The 13,918-nt window shown below is 70.4% G+C and carries 11 protein-coding genes; 3 read left to right on the forward strand and 8 right to left on the reverse strand.

Annotated features, from left to right (window positions below; all coding sequences use genetic code 11):
* Positions 1–587: 587 nt before the first annotated feature.
* Both ACFXHB_RS09400 and ACFXHB_RS09405 read left to right on the forward strand, forming a co-directional pair.
* Positions 588–2,585 (forward strand): alpha-L-fucosidase, encoded by a 1,998-nt coding sequence (locus ACFXHB_RS09400; protein ID WP_380573279.1) that lies wholly within the window; start codon positions 588–590, stop codon positions 2,583–2,585.
* 458 nt (positions 2,586–3,043) lie between these two features.
* Complete coding sequence (locus ACFXHB_RS09405; protein WP_380573280.1) at positions 3,044–4,615, forward strand: discoidin domain-containing protein; 1,572 nt, start codon at positions 3,044–3,046, stop codon at positions 4,613–4,615.
* Positions 4,616–4,796: 181 nt separating this feature from the next.
* On the opposite strand, the gene ACFXHB_RS09410 is transcribed toward ACFXHB_RS09405, so the two are convergent.
* Complete coding sequence (locus ACFXHB_RS09410; protein ID WP_380573281.1) at positions 4,797–6,656, reverse strand: RICIN domain-containing protein; 1,860 nt, start codon at positions 6,654–6,656, stop codon at positions 4,797–4,799.
* 423 nt (positions 6,657–7,079) lie between these two features.
* On the opposite strand from ACFXHB_RS09410, the gene ACFXHB_RS09415 reads away from it, so the two are divergent.
* On the forward strand, positions 7,080–7,268 hold the full coding sequence (locus ACFXHB_RS09415; protein WP_380573282.1) for a hypothetical protein: 189 nt from the start codon (positions 7,080–7,082) through the stop codon (positions 7,266–7,268).
* A gap of 147 nt (positions 7,269–7,415) precedes the next feature.
* Here the strand turns inward: ACFXHB_RS09415 and ACFXHB_RS09420 are convergent, their stop codons facing one another.
* The 7 genes from ACFXHB_RS09420 to ACFXHB_RS09450 form a co-directional block, all read right to left on the reverse strand.
* On the reverse strand, positions 7,416–8,525 hold the full coding sequence (locus ACFXHB_RS09420; protein WP_380573283.1) for a DUF4765 family protein: 1,110 nt from the start codon (positions 8,523–8,525) through the stop codon (positions 7,416–7,418).
* A gap of 525 nt (positions 8,526–9,050) precedes the next feature.
* Positions 9,051–9,590 carry a hypothetical protein gene (locus tag ACFXHB_RS09425; RefSeq protein WP_380573285.1) on the reverse strand — a complete coding sequence of 180 codons (540 nt, stop codon included), beginning with the start codon at positions 9,588–9,590 and terminating at the stop codon, positions 9,051–9,053.
* A 389-nt stretch (positions 9,591–9,979) separates the two neighbouring features.
* On the reverse strand, positions 9,980–10,213 hold the full coding sequence (locus ACFXHB_RS09430) for a phosphatase PAP2 family protein (RefSeq protein WP_380573286.1): 234 nt from the start codon (positions 10,211–10,213) through the stop codon (positions 9,980–9,982).
* The gene (locus ACFXHB_RS09435) at positions 10,198–10,353 is read right to left on the reverse strand and encodes a hypothetical protein (RefSeq protein WP_380573287.1); all 156 of its coding nucleotides are present in this window, start codon (positions 10,351–10,353) and stop codon (positions 10,198–10,200) included. The genes ACFXHB_RS09430 and ACFXHB_RS09435 overlap by 16 nt, the downstream gene beginning before the upstream one ends.
* Positions 10,350–10,997, reverse strand: coding sequence for a DedA family protein (locus tag ACFXHB_RS09440; RefSeq protein ID WP_380573288.1), 648 nt, complete (start codon positions 10,995–10,997; stop codon positions 10,350–10,352). The genes ACFXHB_RS09435 and ACFXHB_RS09440 overlap by 4 nt, the downstream gene beginning before the upstream one ends.
* 191 nt (positions 10,998–11,188) lie before the next feature.
* Positions 11,189–12,031: an undecaprenyl-diphosphate phosphatase gene (locus ACFXHB_RS09445; RefSeq protein WP_380573329.1), complete on the reverse strand. Its 843-nt coding sequence runs from the start codon at positions 12,029–12,031 to the stop codon at positions 11,189–11,191.
* Between the two features lie 417 nt (positions 12,032–12,448).
* A complete protein-coding gene (locus tag ACFXHB_RS09450) occupies positions 12,449–13,627 on the reverse strand; it encodes an alpha/beta hydrolase (protein WP_380573289.1) in 1,179 nt (392 codons plus the stop codon).
* Positions 13,628–13,918: the final 291 nt, after the last annotated feature.

Consider the following 13,918-nt stretch of genomic DNA (forward strand, 5'->3'; position numbering starts at 1 on the left):
GTTCGGGCCGGTCGGTCGCCGATGACGTCGACTTCTCTCGGGTGTCGTGGACCGCGCGGACGTCCGTGGCCACAGGTCGTCCCGGTCCGACGGCGGGGTGGTGTGTCGGGCGTCGTATCGTCCGGCGCGACGCTGCCGCGATGGGTGGCGGCACGGGCGGGGGAGACCTCGACGGACGGATCGCCGCTGCATCTGTTCGGGCCCGCGGTCGTCTCGACCACGTCGGGGCTGCTGTACTCCGCCGCGGACCGCCTCCAGGCCTTGTGGCCGCGGGCCGTGGGAGGTGCGGTTCGGCGGTCGCGATCGTCGGTGTCGCCTGCGCGGGTGCGAGGGCGTGTCCGATGCGTCGCGGGCGGTCGACACTCCGGTGCGGCCGTGGACCGTGACAACATCGCTCGGCGGGGCGGACTCTCCAGGGATCCGATGGCCGCCGCCGGCAACAGGCCCCTCCGTTGTCAGTATCGCCTGGACCGCGCCACGCCACACCGTGTCGCGGTGAACCAAGGGCGCGGGCTCCCAGGCCACTTCTGGGGGCCGGGTGTCCTCCTCCTTGAACCGATCATCATCGGCGTTTCGAAGGGAACGACATGTCTTCCTCTCCCTATGAGATCAGCAGGCGGCGCCTGCTGGGCGCGGCCGGCGCGGCCACGGCGTTCGGCCTGTTGCGGTTCGCCCCGCAGGCTTCCGCCACCGAGGGGCCCCAGAGCTACACCGCGTCCTGGTCGTCCGTGTACCAGCACCCGGCGGCCCCCGAGTGGTTCCAGGACGGCAAGTTCGGGATCTACTCCCACTGGGGCGTCTTCAGCGTTCCGGCGTACCACAACGAGTGGTACCCGAAGAGAATGTACGACTCCCGGGAGAAGGACTACGCGCACCACGTCGACAAGTACGGCGACCCGTCGGCGTGGCCGTACCACAACTTCATCGACGGTGCCCGCGACAAGGCCGGCAACTTCAAGCAGTTCGCCCCCAGCCTGGCCTCTCAGGGCGGCGCGTGGGACCCGGACGCCTGGGCGCGGCTGTTCAAGGACGCGGGCGCGAAGTTCGCCGGTCCGGTGGCCGAGCACCACGACGGCTACTCCATGTGGAACAGCCGGTGCAACCCGTGGAACTCGGTCCAGCGCGGCCCCAGGCTCGACCTCGTGGGACTGCAGGCCCAGGCCATCCGGGGCCAGGGGCTGAAGGTGCTGCTGTCGATGCACCACGCCTACCACACCAGGCGCACGAATCCGTTCTACGAGTTCGCGCCCCGGCAGTCGGATCCGACGCTCCAGATCCTCTACGGACAGCTGAGCGATGCCGCGATGTTCAAGCTCTGGTCCGACAAGCTGGCGGAGGTCATCGACGGCTACCAGCCGGACATGATCTGGCAGGACTTCTACGTCAGCCACCTTCCGCTGTCTGAGCGTCTGAGCTTCCTCGCGCGCTACTACAACATGGCCGTCGCGCAGAACAAGGACGTGGCCACGGTCCACAAGGACGGGCTCGGCCTCCAGAATTCGGTCTTCGACTACGAGCGCGGCGGTCCGCCAGGGCTGCGCAGCCCCTTCTGGCTGACCGACGACAGCGTCTCCTCCACCAGCTGGTGCTACACGGAGGGCATCGGTTACTACTCCGCGCGGTCCATCCTGCACGGACTGATCGACAGGGTAAGCAAGGGCGGCGCGACGCTCCTGAACATCGCCCCGAAGGCCGACGGCTCCATCCCCACCGAACAACAGACCATCCTGCGCGACATCGGGGACTGGCTCCGCCGCTTCGGCGAGGCCTTCTACGCCACCCGCGCCTGGACCTGCCACGGCGAGGGCCACACCCCGATGGGCGGCGGCACCCACATCCCACCGGAGGCCGGCACAGGGCGGGACATCCGGTTTACCCGCAGCAAGGACAACCGGGTGCTGTACGCCACCGCGCTGGGCTGGCAGGGCTCCACCATGACCATCAAGACGCTGAACTCCAACCGGATCAACCTCGGCAACCTCACCCGCGCGCAACTGCTGGACAACAACGCGGGCACCTACATCGACCTGCTCGCACCGACCCAGGACGGTGGCGGTCTGCACCTGGCCATGCCCTCCTCCCAGCCGCCGTTCCCCGCTGCGGCGTACTCTGTCAAGCTCACCTTCGCCGGTCAGATCCCCACCCTGGACGCACCGGCCGCCCCGACCACCTGGGTGAAGATCACCAACGCGGCCACCGGAAAGGTGCTCGACAGCGGGGGCCAGGTCGCCGCAGGGACCGACCTCAAGCAGTGGCACTCCAATGAGAGCCCCAATCTGCAGTGGCAGCTGATACCCGTGGGCGACGGCTACTACGGCATCATGAACCGCACCAACAGCATGGTCATGGAGATCGGGGGCAGCAACGACACGGACGCTCCCGTCCACCAGGCCCCGTGGGACAGAGGCCCCAAGCAGCAGTGGCTGTTCAACAACATAGGTGAGAACCGCTACCAGATCATCAACCGCTTTCTCGGCAAAGTCATTGACGGCGACGGCAGCACCACGAGCGGCTCCAACCCGATGACGCGGAAACCGAATAGCCGCACCAACACCAACAGGGAATGGACCATCACCGCCATCTGATCGCCGGTGCGAAGCACCGGCACCGCCCCGCGTCGCACGGGGCGGTGCCGGGGACCCGGCGTCAATGACGCTCATCGTCGACATCCCACGGCCACTTTGCTCATGTCGGAAAGCGCCGTGCGCGGGTCGGGTCGCAGCCGACGCTGGTGCGGGGAGATGACCCGGGCTCCCGGTCGGCGCCTCGATCGACACCCCGGCATCCACGCGGCCGCGACCGACGGTCAGGTGGCGCCCGGCCCCAGGCGGGCCGGCAGGCGACGCGCTGTTCCTCACCCCGCACACCCGGTCGTCAGCACGCGGACCAACGTGGCCACGACCAGATGTGCGGGGTCGTCCTCCCGTCACCCCGCGGACGTGTCCGTCCACCCGCGGCGACGAGCCACTCTCACCCACCACGTCCCATGTCGGGCACAACGGCCCGACTACCCTCTGGGACTCGCGGCAAGGAGCATCCACCTATGTTCGAAAGAATCGCCGTCCAGCCGCCGGCCGGGAGCCGGAACCCTCAGCACGGACACGCCTTCCGGGCGTCCCCCGGACGTCCCGCCCTCACGTCCGTCCACCGCCTGGGAACCTCGCTCGTGGCCGCGCTCGCGCTGCTGGCGGGTTCCGCCGCCCTGGCCCCCACCCTGTCGGCGGCGTCCCCCGCCCAGCCCGCGCCGGATCCCGCGCAGGCCCCGTACGACCTCACCACGGACGCGCCGGTGCTGATCGTGCTCGGCCAGAGCAACGCGGTTGGGTCGGGGGTACCGATCCAGGACGCCGCCGATGTGGCGCAGTGCAAGGCCTTCGGCCACGTCAAAGGGCTGGACCGGACGAACAACCGGGTGACCGGTGCGGAGAGCGCCACCTGGTCGCCGTACACCTGTGCCGGCAGCAACCTCGGGAAGGAGTACAACGGGGGCCGCAGCTACCACGTCGCGTCGGCCACCGCGTTGCGCTGGGAGCGTGCCGTCACGGCGGGCGTGGCCCTGCCCGACCTCCACGTGATCCACGTGGCCTGGGGCTCCCAGGGAATCCAGGAAGCCTCCGCCCCGGACAACCGGTGGTGGCCCGACCGCGACCCGACCGACGTCGAGAGCCTGTTCCCGCTGACGGTGAACACGATCGCCAACGGCCTGCGGGCTCTGCGGGAAGCCGGAAAGCGGCCCCGGATCATAGGAATGCACTGGAACCAGTGGGAGGCCGAGGCCGATGCCCGGTCGACGATCAGCGCCGACCAGGTCCAGCGGGCTTTCCTCGGCGTCCTGGGACCCTTGCAGACCGTCACGGGCGGCACGTCGTTCCCCGTCTTCCTCTACCGCCCGCGTGCGGCCACCAAGGGTCCGATCCGCACGCAGTACATCACCGACGCGCTGACCGGGCTCGCCGCCCGGCCCGCGCCCAACCCCTACCGGCTGCTCGACGCGGCGCAGGCTGTTTCCGCGACCGGCACGCCTCTCTACGATCCCGCGATCCCGAGGAACTTCGGGATCTTCTACGACGGTATCCACTACACCCGGGCCGTGCAGGAGTGGTTCGCCGACCAGCAGTGGAAGACCGTCTTCACTGACAAGCAGTTCGGCGCGCCGGTGCAAGCCACTGTCAACGCGGCGCTGCACAGGCCCGCCACCCAGTCCTCCACCAACTGGGCGGGCCGGGAGGAGGCCGGGAACGCGGTGGACGGCAACACCAGCGGCGTCTACTGGGACGTGACCCCCAGCTACACCAAGTACGAGGCGCAGCCGTGGTGGCAGGTCGACCTCGGCGCGAAGCAGACGATCCGGTCGGTGGAGCTGTTCAACCGCACGGACCGCCTCTTCGAGCGTCTCACCGACTTCGACGTCATCGTGTCGGACACCGATCTCACCGGCCGCGGCTGGGCGGACATCCAGGCCGACCCGGCGGTGAGGAAGATCCGGATCAAGGGCACCGCACCGACGAAGCTGACCGTCGCCGTGGGCGCCGACGGACGCTACGTCAGAGTCCAGCTCGCCGGCACCAACCACCTCACCCTGCCCGAGGTCCAGGTCAACGTCCCCATCGGCTGACCCCCGAACGGGACACCGTCGCGGGGACGTTCGGCAACGCCGCACCCCCCGCGGCGCCACACCCACCGCACCCAGCTGCCACGGAGCCGGGGTGCGGGGCGCCCGGACGGTGTCGGTCAGTACCCGGGCGGCGCCGGGGAAGGCAAGGCAGGGCGGATGGTGTTGCCGTCCGGGGTACCGATCAGCCGATGGTCCACCTCTGGAGGGCGGTGCCCGAGGTGGCCTGCTGGGTGATCAGGGCGCCGTCGGCGGTCGAGGCCGTGGTGAGCAGGAGTTTGCTGTCGGCCGAGGCGATGGTGTAGCCGCCGCTGACCGGGGTGATGGTCCAGCGTTGGTTGGCGTGGCCGGTGCAGGTCCACTGGGTGATGGCCACGCCGGGCGAGTAGGACGCGGAGGTCACGTCGGCGCAGAGCCCGGAGGCCTTGTTGACGAGCGTGTAGGTCCCGTTGCTCTGACGGTTGAAGGACCACTGCCGGTTCGACCCGCCGCTCGCGCTTCTGGTGGTGAGCTGGGTGCCGCGGGTCGTGGAGGCGGCCGGGGTGTCCAGGGCCTTCCCGCCGTTGGTGAGGGTGTGGTCACCGTCCAGGGTGGCGTTGACGCGGACTTCGGCCAGGGTGAGGTAGTCGGTGCCGGCGAGCTGGACCCGGACGTACCGGCCCGCGGTGCCGACGGGGACGGTGACCTTTCCGGGCGCGGTGCCCTTGACCCGGACGCGCTTCACCGCCGGGTCGGCCTCGATGCTCGTCCAGCTGCGGCCGGTGAGGTCCGTGGGGGACACGACGACGTAGAAGTCGGTGAGGCGCTCGGCGAGCGTGTCCGTGCGGTTGAAGAGTTCCACCGACCGGACCGGGAGCTGCGCGCCGAGATCGGTCTGCCACCAGGCCCGCTCGTCGCTTCGGGTGTAGCTGAGGCTTCCGTCGGCGTAGGCGCCGCGGGTGTCGCCGTCCACCGCCCGCGACGCCGGGGTCGTGCCGTTGAGGTCGGAGGACTGGGTGGCGGGTCTGCCCAGGGCGGCGTTGACGGTGGGCATCACCGGCGCTCCCCTCTCGCCGTCGGTGAAGACGGTCTTCCACTGCTGCTCGGCGAACCACGTCTGCACATCGCGGTTGTAGTGGACGTTGTCGCTGACGTAGATCCCGAAATTGGGCGCGGTGGCGGCGTTGTAGAGTGGCGTCCCCGTCGGCGTGGTGGCATCCGCCGCGTCGAGCATCCGGTAGGGGTGGGGGGCGGGTTGCTTGGCGATGAAAGTGGTCAGCGCCTCGGTGACCTGCTGCGTCGGCCCCTCGCCGTACGTTTCGACGTAGTCGCGCGAACGCGGACGGTAGAGGAAGATCGGGGCCCCGCTGTCCCCGGTGATCGTTCGCAGCGGATCCAGGACCTTGAGGAACGCCTCCTGGAGCCCGGCGACGGTAGTGCCCGCGTTCTTGGCCTCGGCCTCCCACTGGTTCCAGTGGATGCCGATGACGCGCGGCCGCTTGCCGGCCTCCTGGAGCGCCCGCAACCCGTTGCCGATCGTGTTCATCGCCAGCGGGAACAGGCTCTCGACATCTTTGGGGTTGCGGTCGGGCCACCAGCGGTTGCTGCCCTGCCACTCGTTCTCCAGGATGCCCTGGCCGCCCCAGGCGATGTGGATCACGTTGAGGTCGGGCAGGGTCGCTCCCGCGTCGATGGCGCGTTGCCAGCGCAGCGCGGTCAGCGACGCGACCTGGTAGTTGTAGCCGTAGAGGCCCGGCGCCCCGTACTCCGAGCCGAGGTTGTTGCCGGCGCAGGTGTACGGCGACCAGACGGCCGCCGTCGCTCCGGCCACACGATTGCTCGTCCGGTTCAGTCCTCTGACGTTCTTGAGGGACTGGCACTTCGTGCGGTCGGCGGCGTCCGTCATGGGTGTCGCCCCGCCCTCGGCGTTGCTTTGGCCGAGCACGATCAGCACCGGCGCGTCCGTGGCGGTGCTGTACGGGAGTGCGGTCGGGTTCGGGGTGGCCGCCCGTGCCGGGGTGGGTTCCATCGTGGCGGAAGCGGCCAGCAGGGTGAGCGCGGCCATGAACGAGGCGGTGAGGCGGCGGCCGGCGGACCGCGGGGAAGGTGTCAGGGGGTGTGCTGTGGAAGCCCGGGCTCCGTGTCGGTGCGGCAGCGGGTCCTGGACGGTCGGCAGTCGGGGGGCAGATCTTCTGAACATGGCGTGCAACTCCTTGACAGGGATCAGCGGCATGCTTACCTGTTGCAGGAAGATGCGCGTAATCGCCACTTTTCATGCATGGTCAATCAGGGTTGTTGCGCTGTCAAGGCCTTGGCCGGGGCAGGTCGCGCAACGATTTTCGTCCGGGGCCTCGTACTGCCTCCAGAGTTGACGCGTCGTCATCGACGGTCTCGGGCCCACCACGCGGACCACGCGCCCTGGTCCGCTCCCGGATTCCCCTCCTTCGGCACGGCCTGGACGACGACGTCCTGGACGGTGCGACCGGACGTGTGGTTGGTGACGGCGGAGGGCCACTCGGTGGGCTGGGTGGAGCGCGGCGCGGCCGACTCGAAGCGGTGGGTCGCGGTGTACGAGGGCTACGTCCTCGGTGACCCGGCCACCCAGGAACCGATCCTGCGCGACACCCCTGAGCAAGCCGCCCACACCGTCATGAAGGCATACCTGCAACAGGTGTGACGAGGCCTTGGCCGTCGCCCTGCAGGTGCCGGGAGAGCAGGCCGTGGCCGGTACGTCCGCTGTCGGGGCGGCCATCAAGGATCGGTGCGCGCCACCACGGTGGAGGCCCTGCTCGATGCGGGGGCGCGCCGGTCCGGAGCGAGGGGGTCAGGAACCGTTGGGGCCCTTGCCGCCACCGGAGCCGCCCGTGCGGTCGACGATCACCCGGACCTGTGCGGGGGCGGTCTTGCCGGCGACCCAACCGGACTCCGAACCGCTGCCCCGAGAAAGGTACTTGGCCGAGACGTCGATCACGACGAGGGCGTTCTTGTGGCTGAACCCTTCGGCGACGCCGGGGTCGGTGGTGAACTCCGGGAGCACACCGCCCTTTCCGACCTGCTGGGCGGCGTCTGTGCCGGACGGCCGCGCCGTGGTGGGTGAGGCGGGGTCGCCGGATACCGATCCGCGCGTGGCCATGCCCTCCGCGACGTCCAGTCGTGTGCCGCGCCACAGGGTCACCACCTGGTCCGAGCCGGAGGCCACGGCCTTCGCCACGTCGGTCTGCGCGGTGGGCCGGGGGAGTCTGTCGCGGTAGTGCTCGTCGAAGTCGTCGCTGTCCGAGTCGTAGTTCGGGTCGTCCTTGGCCAGTTGGGTCCGGCCGGTCTTGATCCGGGTCACGCCCTTGGCGGAGTTCGGCGTGTCCACGGCGAGGGTCTTGAAGTCGAGTACCAGCTGCGACTCCGCTCCCGTCGCGGTGGCCTGGCCTGACTGGGCGGGATCGCCGGTCACGATCTGGTAGCTGGGGCCGCGGTCGGCCTCCACGAACTTCTGCGCCGCGAACTTCTGCGCCGCGGGATCCGTCTGGGGCTTGCTCGCCGTCGCGCCGGTGGCTGACTTCGACGTCCGTGCGGCGTTGCTGTCCGCGGGACGCCGCGCTCCCTCGCCGTCGCCCCCGTCGCGTCCGCCACCGCCGCGGGAGGATCCGCCACGCTCACCCGCAGGCCGGCCGCCGCTTTCGATCCCCCCGATTCCGTCGACGCCGCCGAATTCCGGCAGCGGTCCGAAGCTGAGCACGCCGATGACCGTATTCAAGATCTCACGGGTCTTGTCTCCGGTCGTGGGCGGCTTGCGGTCCTCGGGCCGGTCGTGGAACAGGGTCGGGTCGTAGCATTCGGCGCAGTAGGCGAACGCGGGCTGACCGATGACCAGGCCGGTGCCGAGGGCCAAGGACAGGACGGTGGCCACCCTTGTGACGGTGTAGCCGATCTTACGGGCCATGTGGAAATCTCCAGGAATCCGAAGGTGGTACAGGTTTTGGTTTCAGGCGGTTCGCGATACGGAGTGGAGAATGAATCGCCTGTGAAGGCTGGGCGGTTCGTCGGAGCCGCTGAGCGATCAATTGACGCCAAACCCGGCAGGAATGGCGAAGGCGACCCGCGAACGCCAGGTCTTTCTCTGCTCCGCTGCCGAGGATGATGCCAATGGGCGTAGAAGTGGTGGCCGATAGCCTTATGGCCATTGGTTTTCCTGTGTCTGAACAGATTCTAAGCACCGGCATATGGTTACTATCAAGGCCACCTACTTTCTAGTGGAAAGCATCGAGCCGACGGCCGCTGAACCCTTCTCGCGCTCGCTGCCACAGGAGCGGCATTTCTGTCGCCCGGCCCTGCGATTGCCGTTCATCGCGGTGGGGTGCCTCCGATACCGTGGGGGGCGTCGTGGAGGGCGGGTCCGGACGGCGGTGCGTGCGGGGCTCGGGGCGCTGATGCGGTGTCGGATGTGTTGCCGGTGCTGTCCCGTTCGCTACCCGCGGTGAGTGGCGGAGGCCGCCATCAGCGCCTCGATGCCGGTCCGGCCGAGGACGTTGATGCGGATGTAGCCGGGATGGCCGTCGAGTTCGAAGTAGCTTTCGTCGAGCGCCAGGAACCACCTGTGCGGAACTCGTGGTCGGGCGAAGAGGAAGAAGCCGGTCTCGATCGGTGCCTGGTCGGCGAGCACTCCGCTCGCCGTCAGCTCCACGTGGTTGGCCCGGATGTGCCGGACCAGATCGCCGTTGCCCTCCCGCGCCATGAGATCGGCGGCGCGGTGGGCGAAGAGGCGGTCGGAGACCGCGACATCGCCGTGCGGGTCGAGGTGCAGGTCCGCCAGTTCCTGACACAGGGCGGCGGGCACCAGGAGGTGGGCACAGCGGTACCCGTGGATCGACAGGTACTTGGTGGGGCAGACGATGCGCAGCGTGCGGTCCACCGGCAGGCGGCCACTGGCCTCTCCCAGGGCGCCGTTCCAGGGCATGTACTGGAACGTCCCGTCCACGAACACCAGCGAGTCGGTGGTCTGTTGCACCGCGCGACGGGGTCCAGGACATCGGCGGGGACACGGCGGCCGGCGTACCAGAGGGGGTCGGTCAGGACGAGGACCGTCCGCTCGTTGGGCAGCCGCAGGTCGAAGCCGGTCCGGCAGGCGTGACGACGGGCCACCGGTACCTGACTCCCACGCTTCACGGGGGTGTGTGTCGGCCCGCCCGGAATGGGTCCGTCGGGAGGCCGAGCACCGGAACACCGTCGTCGGGGGAGACGCACCGCCGCTGCCGATGGCGCCGCCGCCGTCCTGCCGCACCCGTCATCCCCCACCCGCACCCGCACCCGCACCCGCGGCTCCGGTCCGGGCCGCCAGGCCGCCGGCTCCGGTCCGGCCGAGCGGCGGCACGCCGTCCCGGGGCATGCCTCATGCGTCTACATCGATGTCGCCGATCGGTCCGTCGGCGCTTCCTCGGGCTCTGGTCGGCCCGGTGTCCGGAGGAGCGCGGAGCCGAGAAGCAGCCAGGCCGCGGCGAGGAGCCAGCCGCCGAGGACGTCGAGCGGCCAGTGCACGCCGAGGTAGACGCGGGTGGCGCCGATGACGGCGAACGCCACGGCGCAGACCGCGATCCAGGGCGCGGCCCGCCGTGGGATCATACGGTCAGCCATCGGCGCAGCCTCTCTACGCGGGCCCGGTCGGCCGGCGGCGCGTCGCGGCCGGCGTCCAGTACCCACTGGTCGATGCGCTGGTACAGGCCGCCGTCGAGTCCGCGGCCGTCGAGGGCGAGCGTGCTCGCGCGGCCGGTCATCGGGCCCTGGCCTGACGGCGGGAACGCATGATCTCCAGGGCCAGCGGCAGCAGCGACACCACGACCACGACGGCGACGATCGGCAACAGGTACCGGTCGACGTTGGGGACGGAGGAGCCGAGCGCGTACCCGGCCATCACGAGACCGATCGTCCACACCAGGCCGCCGACGACCTGCCACAGGGTGAACGTGCGGGCGTCGACGCCGAGCGCGCCGGCCAGCGGGTTGAGGACGGTGCGCACGACGGGGACGAAGCGGGCGAGGACGACGGCCTTGGCGTGGCCGTACCGGGTGAGGATCTCCTCGGCGCGCACCGCGCCTTCGCGCAGGTGCTTGCCGCTGGAGCGGGCGAGCAGGGCGCGGCCGCCGCGCCTTCCGATCAGGTAGCCGACCTGCGCGCCGGCCAGGGCGCCGATCACGGCGGCGGCGAGGACCTGGCCGAGGTCGAGGTGGGGGCCGCTGTGGGTGCCGGTGGTGCACAGCAGGCCGGCGGTGAACAGCAGCGAGTCGCCGGGGAGGAAGAACCCGACGAGCAGGCCGGTCTCCGCGAACATGATCACGGCGATGCCCAGTGCGCCGAACGCGGCCAGCAGTGAGCCCGCGTCCAGCGGGTTGACGGCCAGCAGGGCCGAGGAGGTGAGCATCGTCGGGTGCCTTTCCAGGTGGGGCTGTCGGCCGACGGCGTCGCACTCTTCGCACGGCGAGGCGTTCTCCCGCGCGACCGGTGGCGTCGTGTCCCAACAGTCGTGTTCAGCATGGCCGAGCGGTGCTGAAGGGTTCCTGAAGACCTGAAGGTGTCTTCAGGAACCCTTCGCGCGGGCCTCGTCCGGCCTGGTCAGTGGATCGTGCCGGCGTTCGGGGCGAGGACGCCCGCGGTGACCAGGCCGATGATCAGGATGCCGAGCAGGACGCGGTAGATCACGAACGGCAGGAAGCTGTGGTGGGAGATGTACTTCAGGAACCAGGCGATGGCCGCGTAGCCGATGGCGAAGGCGATGAGGGTGGCCAAGACGGTCGGTCCCCAGGCGGGCGCGGGGCCCTCGCCGATCTTGAACAGCTCCAGGGCGCCGGAGGCGAGTACGGCGGGGACGGCGAGGAGGAAGGAGTAGCGGGCGGCGGCCTCGCGGCTGTAGCCGAGGAAGAGGCCGGCGCTGATGGTGCCGCCGGAGCGGGAGACGCCGGGGATGAGGGCGAGGGACTGGGCGGCGCCGTAGATCAGGGCATGCGGGAAGGTCAGTGAGTCGATCCCGCGGGCGGTGCGGACGGCGCGGGTGCGGTCCGCCACCGCCAGGATCACGCCGAAGATGATCAGGGTGGTGCCGATGATCCGCAGGTCGCGCAGCTGGGTCTCGATCGTGCTCTGGAAGAGCTTGCCGAGGATCGCGATCGGCAGCGTGCCGACGATCACGAACCAGCCCATCCGGGCGTTCTGGTCGCTGCGCAGGGCCGGTTCGAACAGCGAGCGGACCCAGGTGGAGACGATCGCGGCGATGTCCTTGCGGAAGTAGATCAGGACCGCGGACTCGGTGCCGAGCTGGGTGACCGCGGTGAACGCGGCGCCGGGGTCGTCCCAGCCGAGCAGTGCGGAGAAGACCCGCAGGTGGGCGCTGGAGGAGACCGGTAGGAACTCGGTGAGCCCCTGGATCAGGCCGAGTACGGCCGCGTGGAGCCAGCTGATCACCGGACACCCGCCACGCATGTCCGCCGTTCGCTTCGCATCGTGTCTTCCTGTTCGGCTCGTGGGAGGGCCCGGGCCGCTGCCGGCGGCGGGCGGGTTTCAGCACCGCGGTCCCGGGGTGGCGGCCCTCGGAACGGACGGATGCCGCACCTGCGGGCCGTGCGCCGTTTCGCGCTCCGGCCCGAACGGGCAGCGCGGTCAGCATGGCGGAGCCGAGCTGAACGTTTCCTGAAGACCCGGGCCGCGGGGTGTGATGACGGCGCGAGCCCGGTCGGTCGGGCGCTCCGGGGGAAGCTCCCGGTCTCGGATCGGCGCCGGCCGGCCGCGTGCGACGTCGGTGCCGCCGCTGGTCTGCCCACCGGTGTCGACCGGGGGCTGTAGGGAGGGGCCTGGCCGTGGCGCTCGGCCCGCGGGCGCCTAACGCGGGGGAGGAAGGGCCGCCGCCGAGGGCGAAGCGCCAGGCCGGGCGGGGGCGGAGAGGTGGGTGCTGAGCCAGCCGAGGGACGGGGGGAGCAGTCGGACCCACGTGGTGAAGTTGTGTCCCCCGGCTTCGACGGTCGCCTGGGTGACGGTCATCGGCGGGTGTACGGCGGCGGCGAACGCGCGTGAGTCGGCGTAGGTGCTGCCGTCCTCCTTGCTGTCGGCGAGCAGGACTGGGACCGGGGGTGCCGGCAGGTGGGCGAGTCTCCAGGTGAGGTCGGCCTGGTCGCGGCGTTGCCGGCTGCCCGCGAACAGGTCGCCGGTGGTGAAGTCCTCGGCCGCCTTGAAGTAGCCGGACAGCGACACGGCGGCGGCGAACACGTCGGGGTGCTCCATGGCGAGCTTGAGCGCGCAGTACCCGCCGGTGGAGTCACCCATCACACCGAGGCTGCCGCCACCGGTGAGGATCCGGTAGGACGCTCTGAGGTCCTGCGGGACGTCCGTGGTGAAGTACGTCTGGGCCTGCGGGCCGCCGGGGACGTCCTCGCACTCGCTGTCCTGGGGCATCGAAGGCGACGGCCGCACCAGCACCTGGACGGTGGGCCGCATGGCGCCGCTCCTGATCAGCTGGAGCTCGGTCGCCGGGTAGCGGAGCTTGGTGATCAGATTCTTCGCATCGCCGGGGAACCCCGTCATGACGACCACGGCGGGGAAGTGCTGGTCCTTGAACGGCTCCTGGAAGTACTGCGGCGGAAGGTAGACGTACCCGTCGGTGGACAGCCCGGTGGACCCGCCCGGGATGCGTACCCGGTCGAGTCTGCCGACCTGTGCCGGGTCCTGGCCCAGCCCGCCGGTGGCCGGTACCTGCTTGCGCCCGAGCAGCTGCACGCCGGCCGCCCCGGTGCCGGGAGACGGGCCGGCGCCCTGGACGGTCGCCGCCCCCCGGTTGTGGCCCAGGAGGTCGCCCCAGCTGCTGTAGAACACGAAGTAGTCATTGGCCAGCAGCAGGAGCGTGCACAGCAGTAGGACCTGGGTGGACACGATGGTGGCGAGCCGGCCGAACATGGCGGGCCAGTTGCGGTACGCCAGCCGTGGCCAGATCCACAGTGTTCCGAGTACCGACAGCACCGCCAGCACGGCGCACAGTGCCAGGAGCTTGTGACTGGTCAGTCCCACAGGTCGCGTCACCACCGTTCGGGGCCCCTCCTCCAGTCTGCCCACCGGAGGTCGGACCGCTCCACCGAGGGCCTTCCGCCACCTGGTGCCGCCGCCCGGCGCCGCGCTCCGAGCGGCAGGGGTGGCCGGCGCGTGCGGTCGGGCGGGCCGGAGCGGATCCGCGGGACGTCGCTCTCCGGCCCGAGGCCGAGCCCGTGCCGTGTCCCGCCTGTGCCGAGGCCGAGCCCGTGCCGTGTCCCGCCTGTGCCGAGGCCGAGCCCGTGCCGAGGCCGAGCCCGTGCCGTGTCCCGC

The organism is Kitasatospora sp. NPDC059327 (assembly GCF_042752535.1).
Taxonomy (GTDB): Bacteria; Actinomycetota; Actinomycetes; order Streptomycetales; family Streptomycetaceae; genus Kitasatospora.

Coding starts and splice junctions, on each gene's coding strand:
- ACFXHB_RS09400 (WP_380573279.1), top strand. CDS start 588: ATGTCTTCCTCTCCCTATGAGATCAGCAGGCGGCGCCTGCTGGGCGCG.
- ACFXHB_RS09405 (WP_380573280.1), top strand. CDS start 3,044: ATGTTCGAAAGAATCGCCGTCCAGCCGCCGGCCGGGAGCCGGAACCCT.
- ACFXHB_RS09410 (WP_380573281.1), bottom strand. CDS start 6,656: ATGGCCGCGCTCACCCTGCTGGCCGCTTCCGCCACGATGGAACCCACC.
- ACFXHB_RS09420 (WP_380573283.1), bottom strand. CDS start 8,525: ATGGCCCGTAAGATCGGCTACACCGTCACAAGGGTGGCCACCGTCCTG.
- ACFXHB_RS09430 (WP_380573286.1), bottom strand. CDS start 10,213: ATGGCTGACCGTATGATCCCACGGCGGGCCGCGCCCTGGATCGCGGTC.
- ACFXHB_RS09435 (WP_380573287.1), bottom strand. CDS start 10,353: ATGACCGGCCGCGCGAGCACGCTCGCCCTCGACGGCCGCGGACTCGAC.
- ACFXHB_RS09440 (WP_380573288.1), bottom strand. CDS start 10,997: ATGCTCACCTCCTCGGCCCTGCTGGCCGTCAACCCGCTGGACGCGGGC.